The 20,120-nt window shown below is 51.1% G+C and carries 17 protein-coding genes; 12 read left to right on the top strand and 5 right to left on the bottom strand.

From position 1 onward, the window contains the following. Window positions 1-8 precede the first annotated feature (8 nt). The 6 genes from glnA to glnG all read left to right on the top strand — a co-directional run bounded on the left by glnA (window position 9) and on the right by glnG (window position 7,995). A complete protein-coding gene (glnA, locus tag JYB87_RS01200) occupies window positions 9-1,418 on the top strand; it encodes a glutamate--ammonia ligase (protein WP_207355110.1) in 1,410 nt (469 codons plus the stop codon). A 225-nt stretch (window positions 1,419-1,643) separates the two neighbouring features. After that, complete coding sequence (locus JYB87_RS01195; RefSeq protein ID WP_207355109.1) at window positions 1,644-3,602, top strand: FUSC family protein; 1,959 nt, start codon at window positions 1,644-1,646, stop codon at window positions 3,600-3,602. Between the two features lie 4 nt (window positions 3,603-3,606). Beyond that, complete coding sequence (locus JYB87_RS01190) at window positions 3,607-4,773, top strand: iron-containing alcohol dehydrogenase (RefSeq protein ID WP_207355108.1); 1,167 nt, start codon at window positions 3,607-3,609, stop codon at window positions 4,771-4,773. Between the two features lie 61 nt (window positions 4,774-4,834). Next, window positions 4,835-5,380, top strand: coding sequence for a DUF4124 domain-containing protein (locus tag JYB87_RS01185; protein ID WP_207355107.1), 546 nt, complete (start codon window positions 4,835-4,837; stop codon window positions 5,378-5,380). A 125-nt stretch (window positions 5,381-5,505) separates the two neighbouring features. Next, window positions 5,506-6,576: a nitrogen regulation protein NR(II) gene (gene glnL / locus JYB87_RS01180; RefSeq protein WP_207355106.1), complete on the top strand. Its 1,071-nt coding sequence runs from the start codon at window positions 5,506-5,508 to the stop codon at window positions 6,574-6,576. Between the two features lie 15 nt (window positions 6,577-6,591). Then, window positions 6,592-7,995, top strand: coding sequence for a nitrogen regulation protein NR(I) (gene glnG / locus JYB87_RS01175; RefSeq protein ID WP_207355105.1), 1,404 nt, complete (start codon window positions 6,592-6,594; stop codon window positions 7,993-7,995). Window positions 7,996-8,069: 74 nt separating this feature from the next. Here the strand turns inward: glnG and fieF are convergent, their stop codons facing one another. Then, a complete protein-coding gene (gene fieF / locus JYB87_RS01170; RefSeq protein ID WP_207355104.1) occupies window positions 8,070-8,963 on the bottom strand; it encodes a cation efflux pump FieF in 894 nt (297 codons plus the stop codon). A 46-nt stretch (window positions 8,964-9,009) separates the two neighbouring features. Further along, window positions 9,010-9,579 carry a Spy/CpxP family protein refolding chaperone gene (locus JYB87_RS01165; protein ID WP_207355103.1) on the bottom strand — a complete coding sequence of 190 codons (570 nt, stop codon included), beginning with the start codon at window positions 9,577-9,579 and terminating at the stop codon, window positions 9,010-9,012. Window positions 9,580-9,790: 211 nt separating this feature from the next. Here JYB87_RS01165 and JYB87_RS01160 point away from each other — a divergent pair, with 211 nt between their 5' ends. From JYB87_RS01160 to JYB87_RS01150, 3 genes are all read left to right on the top strand, one after another. Next, window positions 9,791-10,477, top strand: a complete 687-nt coding sequence (locus JYB87_RS01160) for a response regulator (RefSeq protein WP_207355102.1) — start codon at window positions 9,791-9,793, stop codon at window positions 10,475-10,477. Continuing rightward, complete coding sequence (locus JYB87_RS01155; protein WP_207355101.1) at window positions 10,477-11,952, top strand: ATP-binding protein; 1,476 nt, start codon at window positions 10,477-10,479, stop codon at window positions 11,950-11,952. The genes JYB87_RS01160 and JYB87_RS01155 overlap by 1 nt, the downstream gene beginning before the upstream one ends. 67 nt (window positions 11,953-12,019) lie before the next feature. Continuing rightward, window positions 12,020-12,484, top strand: a complete 465-nt coding sequence (locus JYB87_RS01150; protein WP_207355100.1) for a tRNA (cytidine(34)-2'-O)-methyltransferase — start codon at window positions 12,020-12,022, stop codon at window positions 12,482-12,484. A gap of 60 nt (window positions 12,485-12,544) precedes the next feature. Here the strand turns inward: JYB87_RS01150 and JYB87_RS01145 are convergent, their stop codons facing one another. After that, a complete protein-coding gene (locus JYB87_RS01145) occupies window positions 12,545-13,420 on the bottom strand; it encodes a LysR family transcriptional regulator (RefSeq protein ID WP_207355099.1) in 876 nt (291 codons plus the stop codon). A 128-nt stretch (window positions 13,421-13,548) separates the two neighbouring features. Between JYB87_RS01145 and JYB87_RS01140 the strand changes: the two genes are divergently transcribed. Further along, a complete protein-coding gene (locus tag JYB87_RS01140) occupies window positions 13,549-14,919 on the top strand; it encodes an NADH-quinone oxidoreductase subunit L (protein WP_207355098.1) in 1,371 nt (456 codons plus the stop codon). Beyond that, the gene (locus JYB87_RS01135; RefSeq protein WP_207355097.1) at window positions 14,916-17,318 is read left to right on the top strand and encodes a DUF2309 domain-containing protein; all 2,403 of its coding nucleotides are present in this window, start codon (window positions 14,916-14,918) and stop codon (window positions 17,316-17,318) included. Before JYB87_RS01140 ends, JYB87_RS01135 begins: the two co-directional genes overlap by 4 nt. A 60-nt stretch (window positions 17,319-17,378) precedes the next feature. Here the strand turns inward: JYB87_RS01135 and JYB87_RS01130 are convergent, their stop codons facing one another. Together JYB87_RS01130 and JYB87_RS01125 are read right to left on the bottom strand one after the other, a co-directional pair. Next, a complete protein-coding gene (locus JYB87_RS01130; protein ID WP_207355096.1) occupies window positions 17,379-18,368 on the bottom strand; it encodes a cytochrome-c peroxidase in 990 nt (329 codons plus the stop codon). 226 nt (window positions 18,369-18,594) lie between these two features. Continuing rightward, entirely contained in the window at window positions 18,595-19,440 is an 846-nt protein-coding gene (locus JYB87_RS01125) for a type 2 periplasmic-binding domain-containing protein (protein WP_207355095.1), read from the bottom strand. A gap of 368 nt (window positions 19,441-19,808) precedes the next feature. Here JYB87_RS01125 and cowN point away from each other — a divergent pair, with 368 nt between their 5' ends. After that, window positions 19,809-20,117, top strand: a complete 309-nt coding sequence (cowN, locus tag JYB87_RS01120; RefSeq protein ID WP_207355094.1) for a N(2)-fixation sustaining protein CowN — start codon at window positions 19,809-19,811, stop codon at window positions 20,115-20,117. Window positions 20,118-20,120: the final 3 nt, after the last annotated feature.

The following is a 20,120-nucleotide window of genomic DNA, read 5'->3' as shown; positions in this document are numbered from 1 at the left end:
GCTTTAGAATGTCAGTTGAATCGGTACTGAAACAACTTAAAGAGTTGGAAGTAAAATTTGTTGACCTGCGTTTTTGCGATACCAAAGGTAAAGAACAGCACGTATCTGTACCTGCACACCAAGTAGACGCCGACTTCTTCGAAGATGGCAAAATGTTTGACGGCTCTTCAATCGCTGGCTGGAAAGGCATTAACGAATCAGACATGGTGCTGATGCCTGACGTAAACACTTTTGTTCTGGACCCATTCTTCGAAGAAACCACTGCGATCATCCGTTGTGACATCCTCGAACCAGCAACTATGTCTGGCTACGAGCGTGATCCACGTTCTATCGCTAAAAAAGCAGAAGAATACCTGAAATCTACTGGTATTGCTGACACCGTATTGATTGGCCCAGAGCCAGAATTCTTCCTGTTTGACGATGTACGCTTCGGCTCAGACATGTCAGGCAACTTTTACAAAATTGGCGCTAAAGAAGCTGCGTGGAGCTCTTCTAACGAATACGAAGATGGCAACACCGGTCACCGTCCAATGGTGAAAGGCGGTTACTTCCCAGTACCACCAGTTGATTCTTCACAAGATTGGCGTAGTGCAACCTGTCTGGTATTGGAAGAGATGGGTCAAGTGGTTGAAGCTCACCACCACGAAGTGGCAACTGCTGGTCAAAACGAAATCGCAACTCGTTTTAACACCCTGACTGCTAAAGCAGACGAAATCCTGACCCTGAAATATGTTGTACACAACATGGCTCACGCATATGGTAAAACTGCTACCTTCATGCCAAAACCTATCATGGGTGACAACGGTTCAGGTATGCACGTTCACCAATCGCTGGCGAAAGACGGTGTGAACCTGTTCGCTGGTGACAAATATGCTGGTCTGTCAGAAACTTGTTTGTACTACATCGGTGGTATCATCAAGCACGCTCGCGCGCTGAACGCATTCACCAACCCAAGCACCAACTCATACAAGCGTCTGGTTCCTCACTTCGAAGCGCCAGTAATGTTGGCTTACTCTGCACGTAACCGTAGTGCTTCTATTCGTATCCCAGTGGTACCATCACCAAAAGCACGTCGTATCGAAACTCGCTTCCCAGATCCAATGGCTAACCCATACTTGGCGTTCTCTGCGCTGATGATGGCTGGTTTGGATGGTATCCAAAACAAGATCCACCCAGGCGATGCAATGGACAAAGACTTGTACGATCTGCCAGCTGAAGAAGCTGCAGCAATCCCACAAGTGGCAGAGTCTCTGGACGTAGCACTGGCTGCACTGGATGCAGACCGAGAGTTCCTGACCAAAGGCGGCGTTTTCACTGATGACTTCATCGATTCTTACATCGCACTGAAGACTGCAGAAGCTGAAAAAATCAACCGCACAGTTCACCCACTTGAGTTTGAACTGTACTACAGCCTGTAATCGATTGCCCTGCAATCGCCGGTGAGTCAAGCCACCGGTGACTATAAAAAGAAAAGAGCCCCAGATTTAGGTCTGGGGCTCTACTTTTGCAACGGCAAAAGCGGCAGCTCTGCCAATGAAAAACTGTGAGCAAGTTCAAATCTTCTTGGTGGTGACAATGTTCCGCAACCGCCAAGGCCTTACCATTGTGGTCCTTACTTTTTGCGCCCTCAGCATCTCTATTACATGTTTGCACAAAAACTTCATCGCTTAGCCCAGTGGCTGCCAGATCGCGCCGATCTGCCAGAAGGACTGCGCATTGGCCTACCTATAATGGTCGGGCTACTATTTTTTGCATTTATTGGAAATACCACCGCTGGGGTTAATGCGATGGTGTCGGCATGGTTAGTCGGCGTGCAAGGGCGTAACCTTGCCTATCCGAAGCGGCTCGAATTGCTCAGTAAATCTGCCACCGTATGCTGTGTTACCGCGGTGTTATCCTTACTCAGTCTATATCACCACTTAGTGGGCGTAGCATTGCTTTGTGCCATTGGTTTGCTGTACGGGCTGTGTTCTAACCAACGCCGTTACATTCAGCTGCTCACTTACAACGCCGGCTTTTCGCTTATCTGTGCGCTACATCTGCTAGATAGCGACAGTAGCTGGCAAATGGTGTTACTGTCCACCGCCGTAGGTAGCTGGCTGGCAATGATCTCTGCCGTTATCGCGGGGCCATGGCTCAGTGTCCGCCAAGGCCAACAGCTGCTGAGCAAGGTGCAAATCGCCTTTGGTTATTGGAGCGACATCCTGCATCACTCGGTGGCCAGTAATGTCGGCCAGCGCTTAGCAAGGCGCGAACAGCTCGACGACAGCATCGCAGTGTTATCACACTGGCTGCTAGAAATGCCCGATACGGAAGAAGTAGAGCAGATTGCGAAACAATTACGCACTGTACTGCAGCTGATTGAAGCGATGGAAGAGATTGGCCGCGTGCAGCAGATGACTAGCGATGAGACCAAATTTCAGCTGCAACAATACCTGCTGAAATTTGCCGAGCACTGGCGCACTTATCTCGCAGACGGGACCGAGCTGCCAGAAGTGCCGCTGATTGCCGAGTATCAGCAGATTTTGCAAACGGTCGCGCAGCAGATGCAACGCGCTCAAGACCTGGATAAACCGCTCGATGGTGATTGGCGCCAGCTGCTATCGTTAATCTGGCCATCGGATCACGAAAGCATTATGAGCCAATGGCGCTTAGCGCTAAAGAAAGGCTCACGGGAATGGCACCATGGCTTACGTATCCTGTTCACCTTGGCGATTTGCCAATTGGTGGTGGAGATTCTGCAACTGCCGCAAGGCTTTTGGGTCACCTTAACCGCCTTTATCGTGCTGATGGTTGCCCCCCTCGGCCAACTGCAAGCGCGGATCTGGGGGCGGCTCTATGGCACCTTGATTGGTTCGCTAGTGTCGCTGGGGCTGGTGTGGTATTTGGGCACTGGATTTTGGTTACTGCCCGCCACCTGCGTTGTGGTATTTCTGGCATTTGCTACCTATTACAAAGCGCGCTACGAAATCCACGTGTTTTGGGTGACCGTGCTGATGGTGTTTGCGATTACCTTGCTACTGCCTTCGGATCCCTTGATTGCGCTGTACCGCACCATTGATACGCTCACTGGCGCGCTGATCGCCTTCCTTGCCATGCACCTGTTTATTCCAAGTTGGACACGGCGCTGGATCGACAGCTATGTCGACAACTTTGTTACGCTCGAACATCAGTGGCTGCAACAATTGGCACAAGGACAACGCAATCGTGCGTTACGTTGGCAAGCCCACCGCGCGCTGCGGCAACTGGGGCAAGAAGTAAGCTACATGCGCCTCGAACCGAATATGTCGCAGCGCGAGTTAGCCGATTGGCAGAGTTTCCTCTGGCTTGGGTTGACACTTCACTGTACGCTGGTCGTTGTCGCACGTCAGCAGCAACGGGGCGATCTCAGCGCTGCAGCGCAACAGTTGGGCGCGTGGATGCCACTGTTCAGACAGCGGATGCATCCGCATTGGTCAATCATTGCGCCGATGCAGCTCGACACAGATCAACTCCATCAGTGGCTGATGCAAGATATTGCCGATCTTTATCAGTGGCTAAATTGGCAACGTCCTTTTTCACTTGCAAAGGAGCCGGACAGCCGTCAACACCCAACGGAATAGCAGTATGTACAACTTTCAATTCTACAACCCAACACGGTTGGTATTTGGCAAAGACAGCCTGAATGAGCTGAGTAAACTGATCGCGCCAAGCAGCAGAGTGCTGCTGATGTACGGTGGCCAGAGTGCCGAACGGAATGGCACCTTGGCTAAAGTGCGCCAGATATTAAGTCAATGCAAACTGCATGAATTCAGTGGCATTCAGGCGAATCCTGACTATGACCAACTTATGCCAGCCGTCACGCTTATTCGTCAGCATAACATCGATTTTTTGCTGGCGATCGGCGGAGGTTCTGTGATTGATGGTACGAAATTTGTCGCTGCAGCAGCCCGCTATGACGGTGACCCTTGGGAAATTCTTGAAACCTACGGTAAGCATATTCAGGCTGCTTTGCCTGTGGGCGTGGTACAGACCTTTCCGGCGACCAGCTCGGAGAATAACAACGGCAGCGTGATCAGCCGCTATAGTATTCAGGCCAAGCGTTCGTTTCGTAATCCGCATGTGTTTCCACAATTTGCCATTCTTGACCCAGAGATCTCCTACAGCTTACCGCCGCAGCAACTGGCCAATGGTGTGGTTGATGCCTTTATTCATGTGTGCGAGCAGTATCTGACCTTTCCAGTCAACGCTGATGTCCAAGACCGCTTTGCCGAAAGCTTACTCACCACGCTTAAAGATACTGGGCCCAAAGCCTTGGCGACACCGGAAAATTACGATGTACGCGCTAACCTAATGCTGGCCTGCACTTTGTGCCATAACGGTTTAATTTGCTCCGGTGTGCCCCAGGATTGGGCAACCCACAAAATCGGCCATGAGCTGACGGCCATCTTTGGCTTAGACCATGCGATAACGCTCGCCATCGTCCTGCCAGCGCTGTTGCAGATGTTCCGCGAGCAGAAGCACGCTAAGCTGCTGCAATATGCCGAGCGCGTGTGGCAGATCACCACAGGCACTGAGCAGCAGCGGGTCAACGCCGCCATTGAACGCACGCGGGCGTTCTTTGAACAGATGGGCATTCGCACCTATCTGCAGGATTACGGCATTAGCGCCGCAGAGCTACAGGCCGTGGTAGACAATCTTGAACGCAGCGGCATGACCGCACTGGGTGAGCACAAAAATATCAGTCTCGATATCAGCCGCCAAATCCTGCTCAATAGTGTCGCGCCAGACTAGGGACTGCTGAAAAACTGCGCTATATTGAACAACAACTTGCTATCGCTCTAGGGGCTCGATAATGCGTTACTTATGGATAATGTTGGCATTAATCACGATCAGTGCTCAGGCCGCCATCTACAAATGGGTGGATAAAGATGGCAAGGTACACTTTAGTGATCAGCCCCACCCGAATGCTGAAATTGTTGAGCTCAATGAAAAGACCCAAAACAGTGTCGCGCTGCCGCCAGCTAAGCCGCTCAATTTAGGCAACACCAGCGTCAAAACAGAGCAGGAAGCCACCCAGTATCAAGTGCAAATCACCTCCCCCGAGCATGATGCCACTATTCGCAGCAATCCTGGCGAGATGGTGGTGTCTGTAGCGGTATCCCCTAACCTCGCCAGTGGCCATTACCTGCAAGTCTACATTGACGGGGTTGCCACCACCGAAGCCCAAGCCAGTCCCGTATTTCAATTGCATGGAATTGAGCGCGGCCAGCACCAGATTGAAGCTAAGGTAATCCAACAAAACGGCAAAGTCCTTGCATCTAGCTCTGCTATTACCATTTATATGCACCAAGCTGGACTGATAAAACCGGCATTTGCGGCACCTAGCGTAAAAAAATAGAAATCTAATATTATAAAAATCAATACCATATATAGATTTCGACTAAAGTATATGTGCTAGAAGGCTGCTTGCGGGTTGCACCAGATTAGTGCACCATTACGGTGCAACTGATTCAGGAACGACAGATGGACACTAATACCCTGCTTAATCATCTGGTCACAGCAGTGTTGGTTATCGACAGCGATCTTCAAGCAAACTATGCCAATGCGGCGGCAGAGCAATTGCTAGGGGTGTCGAGCCACAAGCTTATCGAGCAACCGCTGACAGACCTTATTCAGTCTTTGGCCATTGACGCTAAAGTGCTGCGCAGTGCTATTCAAGAGCATCAGGGGTTAACGGTGAATACCACTCAACTGATGACCCTTGATGGGCAGCATCACACAGTGGATTTAACCCTGGTACCACTCGATGTTACTGAGCGCGGTGCCCGCAGTATTTTGGAATTTCGTCAGGTAGATCAACAACGCCGTATTCATCAACAACTGACCTTAGATGCGCAACAGCAAGCAGCCCAGTTTTTGGTACGCAACCTCGCCCATGAAATTAAAAATCCCCTGGGTGGGTTACGCGGGGCTGCGCAATTGCTTTCACGCGAGTTAGCCGATGCGCAGCTAAAAGAATTTACCACCTTAATTATTGAGCAAGCCGATCGGTTGCGCAGCTTGGTTGACCGCCTGCTCGGGCCGCAAAAGCCGTCGCAACATAAGGTACTCAACATCCATATGGTGATTCAGAAGGTGATTAACCTGCTGAATTTAACCCTGCCGAACCATATACATCTGCGGCAGGATTATGATCCGTCGATCCCCGATCTACCAATCGATGAAGATCAGATGCAACAAGCGATATTGAACATAGTGCAAAACGCGGTACAAGCGCTGGAGCAGCGCAGCTCGGGGGACATTTTGATCCGCACCCGTACCGCACATCAGGTGACCATCGGCGCCGTACGCCACAAGTTAGCCTTGGTGCTATCCATCATCGATGATGGCCCAGGGATTGCGCCAGAATTGGTGGACACCCTGTTTTATCCGATGGTGACAGGCAGAAAAGACGGTAATGGTTTGGGATTGTCGATCGCACATAACATCGCGCGTTTGCACGGTGGCCGCATCGATTGCAATTCAGCCCCAGGTCATACCGAATTCACTATCACCCTACCAATTAATCGTGAGCAGGAAGCATCACAGGGCTAACAGAGAGGAAGCAAAATGAGTGAACAAGTGTGGATTCTCGATGACGACAGCTCTATCCGTTGGGTATTAGAGCGCGCGTTACGAGGCGCCAAAATTAGCTGCGCCACTTTTGCCGCAGCAGAATCCCTTTGGGATGCTTTACAGATTTCACAACCGCGCGTCATTGTGTCCGACATTCGCATGCCGGGCACCGATGGCTTGACCTTACTGGAACGCATTAATAGCCATTTCCCGCATATTCCAGTGATTATCATGACGGCACATTCAGATCTCGACAGCGCCGTCAGTGCTTATCAGGCTGGTGCATTTGAGTACCTGCCTAAACCGTTTGATATTGATGAAGCGATAACCTTAGTCGATCGCGCCTTGACTCATGCAACTGAACATTCTCCCAAAATTGATGAATCTCAGGTTAAAGCTCCTGAAATCATTGGTGAAGCGCCAGCAATGCAAGAGGTGTTTCGCGCCATTGGTCGTCTGTCACGCTCGTCAATCAGTGTGCTGATCAACGGCCAATCCGGTACGGGTAAAGAGTTGGTTGCCGGTGCATTACATAAACACAGCCCGCGCCGCGAGCAGCCATTTATCGCCTTGAACATGGCGGCAATTCCAAAAGATTTGATTGAATCTGAGCTATTCGGCCACGAAAAAGGCGCGTTTACCGGTGCCGCCAACGTGCGCCAAGGGCGGTTCGAACAAGCCAACGGTGGCACGCTATTTTTGGACGAAATCGGCGATATGCCGCTCGACGTGCAAACCCGTTTACTGCGGGTGTTGGCCGATGGTCAATTTTATCGGGTAGGCGGTCATCTGCCCGTGCGGGTCGATGTAAGGATCATTGCCGCGACGCACCAAGATTTAGAAACACTGGTGCAAAAAGGCCAATTCCGAGAAGACTTATTCCATCGTCTCAACGTGATTCGCATCCACTTGCCACCGTTGTCGCAACGCCGTGAAGATATTCCCCAGTTGGTGCGCCACTTTTTGGCATCTGCGGCCAAAGAGATTGGTGTAGAAGCCAAAGTGCTGACCAAAGAAACTGCGGTGAAACTGCAGCAACTGCCGTGGCCCGGCAACGTACGCCAGTTAGAAAACACCTGTCGTTGGTTGACGGTCATGGCTTCAGGGCAAGAGATTTTGCCGCAAGACCTCCCCCCTGAGTTGTTTAAAGAGCCAAGCACACCTGCGGTGGCAGGCAACAACAGCTTGGATTGGCAAAGTGCGCTACGCTTGTGGCTCGATCAGCGTTTGTCGTTGGGCGAAAGTAACCTGCTGACGGAAATCCAACCAGCGTTTGAGCGCATCTTGTTGGAAACCGCCCTTGAACATACCCAAGGCCACAAGCAGGAAGCGGCCAAACGTTTGGGTTGGGGGCGCAACACGCTCACGCGTAAATTGAAAGAGTTATCGATGGATTAAGCCTGCGGCGCTCAAACGTCTAACAGCAAAAGGGATGCTCAATGGCATCCCTTTGTTATTTGGCGTAAACCTGCTCAAGCTGTCGCAGTTGCTGGCACTTCATCTTCAGGATCTTGGTGAATAATCACCTCCGCATGCGGAAATGCCTTGGCAATACGATTTTCAGCGTCAACTGCGATTCGGTGCGCTTGTCTCAGGGGCAGATCGCCATTGAGTTCCAAATGGAGCTGAATAAACAGGGTTTGCCCTGACTGACGAGTCCTCAGATCATGCACGCCGTAAACTTGCTCGCACTCAGTGGCAATATCGATAATCTGCTGCCGCGTTGCTTCGTCGAGCTCTCGGTCAAGCAAGGCTTGTATCGAGCGATAGCCCAAATCAACCGCTTGGTAACCGATGTACAGCGCAATCAAAATCGCAAACAGGCCATCAGCCCACCATAAGCCATAACCCGCCAACACCAGCGCAAACAGCACTGCGGCGTTTAAAAACAGATCTGACTTATAGTGCAGCGAATCCGCTTCCACCACGCTGCTATCGGTCGCATCCAGCGCCTTTTTCTGCACCATAACCAACGCTAGCGTTAGCACGATAGCGACTATCGAGACGACAATCCCCACGGTGGCATGCTGTACTGGCTCAGGCACTAACAGGCGATCACCGCCGTGCAGCAACAGGAAAAAGGCACTTCCCAGAATAAACGCCGCTTGCGCCAACGAGGCTAGATGCTCTGCTTTACCATGACCATAGCGATGGTCATCATCGGCCGGAACTAAGGCATAGCGCACCGCAAAAAAGTTCACCAAAGATGCCATCACATCAGCAACCGAATCAGTCACTGACGCCAACATACTGGCCGAACCTGACCACAGCCAAGCCGCTAATTTAATGACAATCAGCGTTGATGCTGTTGCAACTGCGGCTCGGCTGGCGAGCTTCACCCAAAACGCATAATCTTTCTGTGGCACGTCGAACGCTCTCTCGTTACATCAATGCTCGACATGTTAACAAATATTATGGTTTTTGTGCCGCTTTTGGTCCACGTTTCACCTGCGAACATTGCTGCATTTGTTGTTTCTGTTCGTCAGTTAACAGTTGCAGCACGTCATGGCGTAATTTCATCCGCTCCAGCTGATGCGCTTCACGCTGCTTATCGCGTGCCACCAGCAGTTTTTTCGCCTTGGCTTCATCAAAGGTTTTCTCCGCCATCAGCGCTTGCATCGCGTCACGTTGCTTGCTGCGCTCTTCGCTCATTTTGGCAAAGTGGGCGTCTTTGAGTTTACTGATCGCCGCTTGCTGTTCGTCGGTCAACTCGATGCCACGCAGCGACATAAAATCACCACGGCCTTCACCGCGCATACCGTGTGGGCCGTTAAAGTGCTGGCCTTTGAAGTGCTGATCACGATAGGCGTCGCCGTCAAAGCCTTTGCCCATCATGCCTTTATGAAAGCCTTGTCCTTGCATCTGTGGGCATTGACAAGGCACCGCAGGTGCATCATCTTCAGGTGCCGCAATCGCGGCTGCAGCCCATAAACTGCTTGCAGTCATCAGTGCCAATAACCCTGCTTTAAATTGCTGTGTCATAGTGTTCTCCTTTTGCAAAGCAGTGAGTTCAATATCTAGTCTAATCCTCCCTACGTAAGGAAAGTCATCGGCAAGGTAAATCACTGTAAAAGTTGATAGCCAAGATGAAAAAACGATTCTTTACTTAGACTTACAAACGCTAACGGCAGTTGACCCTAAAGCGGGTATACTCCTATGCTGTAGCTATTAGCGAATATTGAGAGCCACGAAAATGAGTCGAATTTTATTGATTGATGATGATCTTGGACTAGCCGAACTGCTAGCGCAGTTGCTAGAACTCGAAGGCTTTGAATTAACGCTGGCGCACGATGGTCAAACCGGCCTCGATCTCGCCTTAGCAAAAGACTTCGACATCATTTTGCTGGACGTCATGCTGCCCAAACTGAGCGGTTTTGCAGTACTGAAGGAGTTACGGGCGAAGAAGCACACGCCGGTACTGATGCTCACAGCCCGCGGTGATGAGATCGATCGCGTCGTCGGGCTAGAAATTGGCGCCGATGACTACTTGCCGAAACCGTTTAACGACCGCGAGCTGCTGGCACGAATTCGCGCCATTATTCGCCGCGCCAATCTCGCGCCACAAGACGCGCACCAAACCGCCGCGGTAGAATTTGGCGATCTCAAACTCGATCCTGCCCGCCAAGAGGCCTTTTGTAATGAACAACTGCTGATGTTGACCGGCACCGAATTTGGCCTGTTGCATGCGTTAGCACAACAAGCGGGAGAGCTGGTATCCAAAGAGGAACTCAGCGAAACCGTATTGGGCAAAAAGCTGATGCCATTCGACCGCAGCCTAGATATGCACCTGTCTAATTTGCGTAAGAAATTGCCCGAACGCAGCGATGGTCGCCCTCGGGTGAAAACCATTCGTGGCAAAGGCTATATCTGGATCCCCTAATGTCCGCATTTTTCTTGCCAAATCGCTTGTTTATCAAATTGCTACTCGGCTTTTGGCTTTGCAGTAGCTTGATTATTGCCTGCGTTGGCGCACTGCCGCTGCTGCAACAGTTGCATGAAGAGTTCGATATGCCATTGCCGATAAAAGAGTCGGTATTTAGCTATGCTGAACGGCTACAACAACATCCCGAGATGGTGCATCAACGCTTTAATCCTTTTAAAGAGCGACATAGGTTTCGCCAAGAGATGCGCAAAGAGATGCGCCAAGCGTTTCGTGAGGGTGAAATCGATGACGCCAGTTTGCTCGAACCAGCCAGTAGCATGCTCGATGCGCGTCGTGCCGATTTAACCAAAGTGCCGTTTTACATTTTTGCCATCAATGCCAATGGCGAGGTGGTCAACGCCAAGCGGCAACCGTCAATGCTGGCTCAGGTCTATCAAGATTCGCTGGAACTCACTGAACCGCAAAGCGTGCACATCAACAATCAAGCCTATTTTGGCCCGGTGTTGGTGAGCCTGCCCGATGGTGAATATCGCTTGTTTGGGGCGCTGCATGTGCCGCGGCATATTCCGTGGTTTTTCTTCTTTATTGACCACAAGCTGCTGACGCTATTTTTGGCGATTATCACCTCGGGTTTACTCTGCGCCGTGTTAGCTTGGCATCTGGGTAAACCACTGCAATCGCTGCAATTCAGTGCCAATGCGCTGGCCAAAGGCGACTTGAGCAGCCGCGTGCCCACCAGCACCGCCAATCGCCATGATGAGCTGGGACAGCTGGCCAACGCCTTTAACTCGATGGCGGAAGCGGTGGAGCAGATGGTCAAAAGTCAGCAGCGCTTGATTGGCGATATCTCCCATGAACTGCGCACACCACTGACCCGACTGCAATTAGCGCTGGCACTGGCGCGGAAGAAAGGCAATGTCACCGAAGAAACTGACCGCATCGCCTATGAAGCGGATCAACTGGAACAGATGATTGCCGAGCTGCTGGAGCTGTCGCGGGTGAAACTCAAGCAACATGGCAATAAAGTCACCCTGCCGCTAGAGGAACTGCTGAGCCAAGTGCTCGACGACGGCGAGTTTGAAGCATCACAACGTGGTAAAGAGTTACACATTGATATTCCGGAGGATTTAGAATGTGCCGTACATCCTAAACCCTTGAGCCGCGCCATTGAGAACCTACTGCGCAATGCCATCCGTTACAGCCATAAAACCATCAATATTCGTGCGCAGCAGCTTGGTCAAGAGGTGTGCATCTTGATCGATGACGATGGTCAGGGCATTGATGAAGCGGAACTGGAAGCGATTTTTAAACCTTTCTATCGGCCTGAATCGGCGCGTGATCGTGAAAGTGGCGGTTGGGGCTTAGGATTGGCAATTACCGAAGCGGCCGTTGCCGCACACCATGGACGTATTAGCGCTCGCAATAAGCCTGAAGGTGGCTTAGAAGTCGCTATCGTCCTGCCGATCCGTTGATCGAGACCTGACAGCGAGGCCGCTTTGGTTTTATAATCGGCGGCCTCAATTGCAACGGCTATCATCCATGTTTCATATCGCGCTTTACGAACCCGAAATCGCGCCGAATACCGGCAACATTATTCGACTCTGTGCCAACAATGGCAGTCAGCTGCATCTAATCGAGCCTTTAGGGTTTGATTTGGAAGAAAAAAAGCTGCGTCGCGCTGGTCTCGATTATAGCGATCTAACGTCGGTGCAACGCTATCCCAACTTTGACGCCTTTCAAGCGGCGATGGCTGGCAGACGGATTTTTGCTTGTACCACCAAAGGCAGTCGGCCCCATACAGAAGCCAGCTACCAACCCGGTGATGTGCTGCTGTTTGGCCCTGAAACCCGCGGTTTGCCGATGGACATCATCGAAGCAACGCCAGCAGAGCAGCGTATTCGCATTCCAATGGTGCAAAGCAGCCGCAGTTTGAACCTGTCGAACTCGGTGGCGATCATCAGCTATGAAGCATGGCGCCAGCAAGATTTTGGTGGCGCACGCTAACTCGCTGCGTTGCTGAGCAAATGGCGGCGCTTACAACGCGCTGCCTCGCCCACTGTTTTATTACATCAGCGGCCGCAACAACATGCCCAATTTGGGGTGAACCACTCGTCGCTCCGCGGTAACCGCATAGAAGATTTCAAATACGTTGGGCAACAGCATATAACTCTTCAGTTCGCCTTTATCCAATTCATCTTTGACCACCACCTCTGGCATTACCGCTAACGCGCCGGTATCACGGGTCAACAAACGCAACATCGCCATATCGTCTGATTCAGCCACGATTTCAGGTTGTAGTTGATACTGCGCCGCAAAGGCATCAAACGCCGAACGTAATGGGTTTTCGCCATAGGGCAACACCCAGCGCTGCTTGCGGTAACGCGCATCAAATTTATTGGTCAGATCCAAGTTTGGCGGGCCGATAATCGCCACCGGTTGCCGGGCTAATACGCGGCTTTGCCAACTGGTTAAGGTGGAACTGCGGATCGGAATATTGGTGAGCGCCATGTCCAGTTGCAATTCAGACATGGCGTTAAGCAAACCGGTTTGACTCATCGACTGCAGCGAGAATTTGCAGTCATTTTGGTTAATCAGCGGCTGAATAAACTGCTCGATAAAGTTACGCGAGATGGTCGAGAGTATACCGATACGGATTGGCGCACTAGGCAAGGTCGTGCCACTACTTAGCAGTTGCTCTAACTCTTCACCGTTCTTAAAAATCTCCTCGGCGTAGCTGAGCGCGTGATAGCCACTTTCGGTCAATGACAGCTTGCGCCCTTCGCGAATAAACAGCTGTACATTGAGCGCTTGTTCTAACTGTTTGATTTGAGATGACAAGGCCGACTGGGAAATATGCAGCCGCTGGGCAGTTTGGGTCAAATTGCCCTGCCGCGCCACCTGCCAGAAGTAATACAGATGATGGTAGTTAAGTCGACTCATTGCCCCAATCCTCAGTTCACACGGCCAATTGATTCACTAAAAAAGAACGTTTTCTAATTTATTATATATTTTACTTAATTTGAACAAGCTCTCAAAATAGCAGCACATTCACCCAAGTGAGATTCGTCATGTTTTCGCTATTTTTAGTGACCCCTCTCAAACTGATGTTGCTCGGCCTCATCGCCATTCTCGGCTTTACCGTTGTGCGCTATAGCTGGGTAGCATTTGCGGGTGACACCGAGCGCGGCCGCTTTATTCGAGCATTGCTACTGACGATTTCAGCAGTGGTACTGGTGATTATCAGTAACCACTTACTGTTGTTTTGGGCGGCGTGGGTCAGTGTTAGCCTGAGCTTGCATCGCTTGATTCTGTTCTATCCAGAACGCCCGCGCGCGCAACTGGCCGCCCACAAAAAATTCCTGTTGGCTCGCTTAAGCGAATTGCTCTTAGCAGGTGCGTTTTTGGCGCTTTATCGCGAGTTTCATACCAGCGATATTCACGCCCTGCTGGTACAAGTTGCGCAGAGCGACGCTAGTATCAATCTCTCCATCGCCGCGGTACTGTTAGCCTTGGTGGCGTTGATTAAATGCGCCCAGTTGCCCATGCATGGTTGGCTGATCCAAGTAGTCGAAGCGCCTACCCCAGTGTCTGCCTTGCTGCATGCAGGGATTGTCAATCTGGGTGGCATTCTGCTGTTATTCTTCGCCCCAGTGTTGGCACTGAGTCAAGTTGCCAGCTGGCTGCTGATAGTGACTGCTGGGATCAGTACCGTGATTGCCGGTCTGGTCAGCACTACTCGGATAAGTATTAAAGTAAAACTGGCCTGGTCCACCAGTTCACAAATGGGCTTGATGTTAGTTGAAATCGCCCTTGGTTTATACGAAATGGCGTTGCTGCACCTGTTCGCGCACTCGTTCTACAAATCTTTTTCGTTCCTCAATAGCGGCAACACGGTGAATCACTATCTCGCCGCCAAATTGGCCGGCGAAGTCAAACCTCAACTACGAAATTGGAGCTTGGCGTTAGGGCTATCCATCGGCTTGATTGCGCTGGCACAGTGGCAATATGCCGTGATGACAAGCATGGCGGCGGCAGTGCTGATCTGGTTTGCCCTCGCAGCACTGATCGTGCCAAGCGTGAGCCGCTGGGATATCGCCAGTTTGCCACGCATCGCCCTTAGCCTTGGGGTTGCCTGTGCTCTGCTCACGCTTTACAGCTTCAGCAAACATCACTTAGCGCCCTTGATTGGCCAAGATACACCGCTGAATCTCTATGCTGACACGCTGGTCGCCTTACTGTTTTTCAGCTTGTTTGCGCTGTCGGTGGCGTTGCAATACTGGCCCCATGTGCGCTGGGTGAAAAGTCTATTTATCTGGCTTAACGCCGGTGCCTATGTGGATGAATGGGCAACGCGTTTAACTCTAAAACTGTGGCCAAGCAGCTCGCTGCTGGCATTGCAATCTGAACAAATTCACCTGAATGCCGAGGCAAAATTATGATGCTGAAACAAGAGTCATTGCCGTTTCTCACCATTGCAAAACAGGTTGCCGCATCCGTTGCGCCCGCATTCCCGCTCGACCAATCGGTGGCGGTTAACCCTTGGTGGCCGCAACGCCACGACAGCATTCAGCAAACCTTTGCCGAGCAAGCCGTACTGACCGGCGCCACGGGCTTAATGGGCAAAAGCTATTTTCGCGAGTTATGGGGCAAGCAGATTAAGCCGCAACACCTTGAGCAAGCGTTAAGCGAATTGCGTTCGCCGTTGACGGTGGCACAGCTGGCGCAGGATATTCAGGCCGGTAATCATCACGTTACTGTGCGCTGGCAAACACTGGCCATGCTGATGGATAACGCCATTCCCTCCGCGCAAGGTCATAGCTGGGCGCAGGAGATTGTGCAGCAGGTGAGTCAATTTATCGCCCTGTATCACCAATACCCAGAGCGTTTTGATGCCGATGGCAAAAACGGTGAGCACCTTTATCAAAGCTGGTTGGAAGTTGTCGCTCGCGATAAGGGAATTAAGACCTTACTCGGGGTTGACCTGCTGCAGTATTTTCGCGCATTGCCACACCATATCGAAGATTTGATGCAACAGATTGGCCACCAATGGCAAAGCTGTTGGGGCAACCAAGCGGGCAGCTATGCCTTTATGCGCGCCTCGCTGCAGCAACTCTCGGGTTGGGCGGGCTGGCAGGCGTGGCTCGACTGGCAAGCAGGCTTAGCCAAGCTGACGATTGATGTGCCACATACTCTAGGCTTAACCGCAATTTTGTTGGCGTGGGATACGGTACTGATCCAATGGCTCAGCCAACGCCAACCGCAGATTGCCGCGGAGCTAAAAAGCACCATTGCGCAACAAGCGAGTCATATCAGTGCATATTATCAACTGGCGAAACAACAGCTTGCACCGTTGTGGATTTGGCAACGGGCGCTGGAGCTCAGCGTGCAAACGCCGTGGATTAAGCAGTTAAAGTCTGTCACGCCAGCTACCGAGCTGCCACGACCTGAACTACAGGCAATTTTCTGCATTGATGTGCGCTCAGAGCCGATGCGCCGCGCGCTGGAATCGCAAAGTGACAAAGTCGAAACCTTAGGATTTGCTGGCTTCTTCGGTGTACCGATTGCCTATCAAACCTATGATGGCAGTGTACTGCGGCCACAATTGCCCGGTTTATTGGCGCCAGCATTAATTGCCAGGCAGACCCACAAACGCCCTGAACGAATTTTACGACTGACCAAACTCGGCTGGCAAAATAGCTTAGAAAAACCGTCGTCCAACCTCGGCATGGTGGAAGCAGGCGGGCTTTTGAAATTGGTGAGCCTGTTTAAACGCGCCATTCTGCAGCAAGGCACAGCCAACCCAGTTAACCAAGATATGCGCCCCAACGCCGAATGGCAGTTAAGCCGCGAACAACAGCCACTGAGTCTCAATGAAAAAGCTGAGCTGGCTGCAGGCATTATCAAAGCGATGGGGATTGCCAAGCGCCTTGGTAAAACGATTTTACTCACTGGGCATGGTAGCCAAACCTGTAACAACCACACCGCCTCATCACTCGATTGCGGTGCCTGCGGCGGCCAAACCGGCGAGGTCAACGTGAAAGTGTTAGCCTCGTTACTGAACGATGCTGCCATCCGCGCGCTGATGCCGCAATATGGTGTAACTGTGCCTTCTGATAGCCAGTTTTATGCGGCGATGCATAACACCACGACCGACGAACTGACGGTATTTGATGCGCCGACTGCGCCGTGGCAAGAATGGCTATATGCTGCCAGCCAACAAGCACGTATGAACCGCAGTGCCCAATTTGATGCGCCACATATCAACGCCGCCGAAGCGACACGGTTCTTTAAGCAACGGGCTAATAACTGGGCGCAAATGCGACCGGAATGGGGCTTATGCAATAACGCCGCGGTATTTATCGCGCCGCGAGCACTGACGCGCAAACTCGACTTTGGTGGTCGCGCCTTCCTACATGAATATCATGTCAGTGAAGATCCAGAATTTAGCCAATTGGCAAAAATCATGACCGCCCCTTTGCTGGTGATGAACTGGATTAATCTGCAGTATTTTGCCTCAGTCACCACCCCGGAAAAATACGGCAGCGGTAACAAGTTGCTGCACAATGTAGTGGGCGGCCACATCGGCGTGTTTGAAGGTAACGGCGGCGATCTACGCATTGGCTTGTCACAGCAATCGGTACATGACGGCAAGCAGTATCGCCATCAACCGCTGCGACTCAGCGCTTACATTCAAGCGCCACAGACAGCCATTGCCGCCATTATCGAGCGCTATCAAGATGTGGCATCGCTGGTGAATAACGGCTGGCTGTTTATCTATCAAATCGACCAGCACCAGCAAGTGTGGCAATACCAACACGGCGAGTGGTTAGCGCGTTAAAGCTGCTGCGCTACAAACAACAAAGGGCTGCACTTGCAGCCCTGTTCAACTTGATGCCAATTAACCTTGTTTAAACGGTTGTGGCAATGGTGTGCTCTCGTTTGACGGCGGCAAAATAGGCAACACTATCTGCGGTTGCTCACCGGTCAGCGTTTTCAAAAACTCCACCATTTGCGCGGTTTCTTGCTCGGTCAACTGCTGCCCCATCTGCAGATCCGACATGGTGTTGACCGCTTCTGCCAGTGACCAAACACTGCCGTCATGGAAGTAGGGGTAGGTCAGCTCAATATTGCGCAGGGTTGGCACTTTGAACACCATTTTGTCTGACTCTTTGCCCGTCACCGCTTTGCGGCCTTCTGCTGGATTATCAGTATGATACGGCTTCACCAAGCCCATCTTCATGTACGATGTGCCGCCCACCGCGGGGCCGTTATGGCACGCCACGCAGCCATGAGATTTAAACAATTCATAACCGGTTTTAGCATCGGCAGAGATTGCCTGTTGATCGCCAGCAAGATACTTATCAAACGGGCTATTTGGGGTGACCAAGGTCTTTTCAAATGCGGCAATGGCATCGGTGATCTTGTCGATATCAACAGTTTCAGTGCCATAAACTTTGGCAAATTTTTGTCGATAGGCCGGCATGGATGCGATGGTTTTCACCGCTAACTCGTGGGTAAAGCCCATCTCTTTCGGGTTCGCGATCGGGCCACCCGCTTGCTCTTGCAGGTCTTTTGCACGGCCATCCCAAAACTGCGCCAGCATAAAATCCGCATTCAACACGGTAGGCGCATTGATTGGCCCCTCTTGCCAGTTATGACCAATCGAGGTAGGAATGGCATCCACGCCGCCCATCGACAAGTTATGGCAGGAGTTACAGGAGATAAAGCCAGACTTTGACAACCGAGGCTCAAAGTAGAGCATTTTGCCCAACTCGACTTTTTCAGGCTCGGTGATTTTAGCGGGTTGGATAATTTGGATCGGTTCTGCCGCGGCAGAAAACCCTACCCACAGCGCCGAGATTGCAAGCATTAACACAGACGTTTTCATTCATCATCTCTCTTAAATAAACTTACTTCCTGTAAGGTTAAAGGCGATATTAACCTGCATGAAATAAAACGCTAAACGATAAGTAGCGATTGATTCTATCGTTGATTTAGATAAGCTTTTTGTGATTTACCCAGCAGACAAGCAAACTTTTGTGCGGCAGATTGGATTAGCACCGTAGTTAACCAAGCGAATATCCAATCCAAAGATCCTATTGGTCAGTGACTTGCTAGTCTGGCCGATACCACCATTTGGGGTCAATGGCCTTAAAGCCGTCGGTGAGATTGGGGTTTTCAATGTGCAGCTGAATGCGGTGGGCTAAGTCGGCGCGTTCAAAGGCATCGCGCGACAGCGGGTGAGATTTCAGTAGCGCCAGCAAGCTGCCATCAGCCAAGGCCTTGTCCATACCCTCTTCAATGGCATGTTTTAGCTGTTTATCTTCATGTCGCACCGAGAAGAAGCGCCCAAAGGGATAGATCAGCGCCAATCTGGGTTCAACCATCAACTGTTTGCTGTCGCCCGACAGACGATCAATAAACCGATACACACCTTGAGCTTCTAATGGCAGCGCCTCAAACCGTTTCATCCGCGCCATGTGCAACAGATTCATCAGTTGGCCATTGGTCATTACCCGAAAGCCGGCATGTTTGAGAATATCGGTATCGAACCACGAATCGCCCTGCCCTAAGGTAAAAGCTTTTAACTCATCTAAGGTGTTCACCTTGGCAAAGGCTTCGGCATTATCGCGATGGATAATCAGCAAGCGCCAGCCCGTAAGCCCCATATCAAGCGGCTTGTAGATGGGTTCAAAACGGGTCATGGTTCGAATAGAAAAACCGCCGTCGACCACATCTATCTCGCCCTGCTCTAACATCATCAGAATCCGCTTGGCCGAGGCTAACCGCGGTTCTAACACCAACTGAAAATCGTCTGAGGTTTTGGACAATGCCAACTTCAACACTGCAAACCCCAAGGCCGATTCGCCCAACCCCATCGCATTGGGATAACGGATATCACGAGCAGCAGCGCCACTGCAAATGGCGAGTGTGATAAGTAAGATTAACGGCTTGAGCATGTCCATATCCGGTTGAGTGTGCGTGCTAAGTGTAGTGTGCCATCGACGGAAGATCCTCAAGCTCAGTTAAAAGCCGAGAGACCAACGCTTTAATGTCTTCATTTTCAATTTGTTAATTAGCACTAAGCAGCGTTCAAAAAGCATTAAGCCGAGTACGGCGGCACAGCCATTATTTCGTACATTTGGCTGTTGCCTTTGTGACAAGCTGCACTTTTTACGTCAATTCAATAAAACTAAAGCAACCTATTTTCAGTTAGTTATAAATGTTCCGCCTTGGCATTGCATTTGCTGACCTATTAACTATTTATGCTGTGTTCGGCAACCAAGCTACTCAGCACAAGCCTTATCCAGCAGCCACGAGGATGGTCATGATGAATGAAAAAGTGAGCAATAATATTGAGCGATACTACTCGGAAAACGCCGAAGGCGACCGTATGGCGCTTGGCGATGCCATGCTAGATCGGGTGCTATCTCATATTCGCAATGGCAATGAAGCCAATGCCTTGTGGCGGCACTTCGAGAAAAAAGCACAGGAAATGCGCGCTGGTATTGGCCCTGTGAAAGACCCACTATTTTTACTGCACAGCAATGTGTACTACCTGCGCGACCTGCTCGAAGATGCCAACGATTATGAGGCGATCGAGCTGTTAGACGATATGGAACGAGACTTTTTCTAAGGC

Source organism: Shewanella avicenniae, assembly GCF_017354945.1.
Classification (GTDB): domain Bacteria; phylum Pseudomonadota; class Gammaproteobacteria; order Enterobacterales; family Shewanellaceae; genus Shewanella; species Shewanella avicenniae.
The sequence above is the reverse complement of the archived record's forward strand: the minus strand, read 5'-3'. Positions and strand labels throughout refer to the sequence as shown.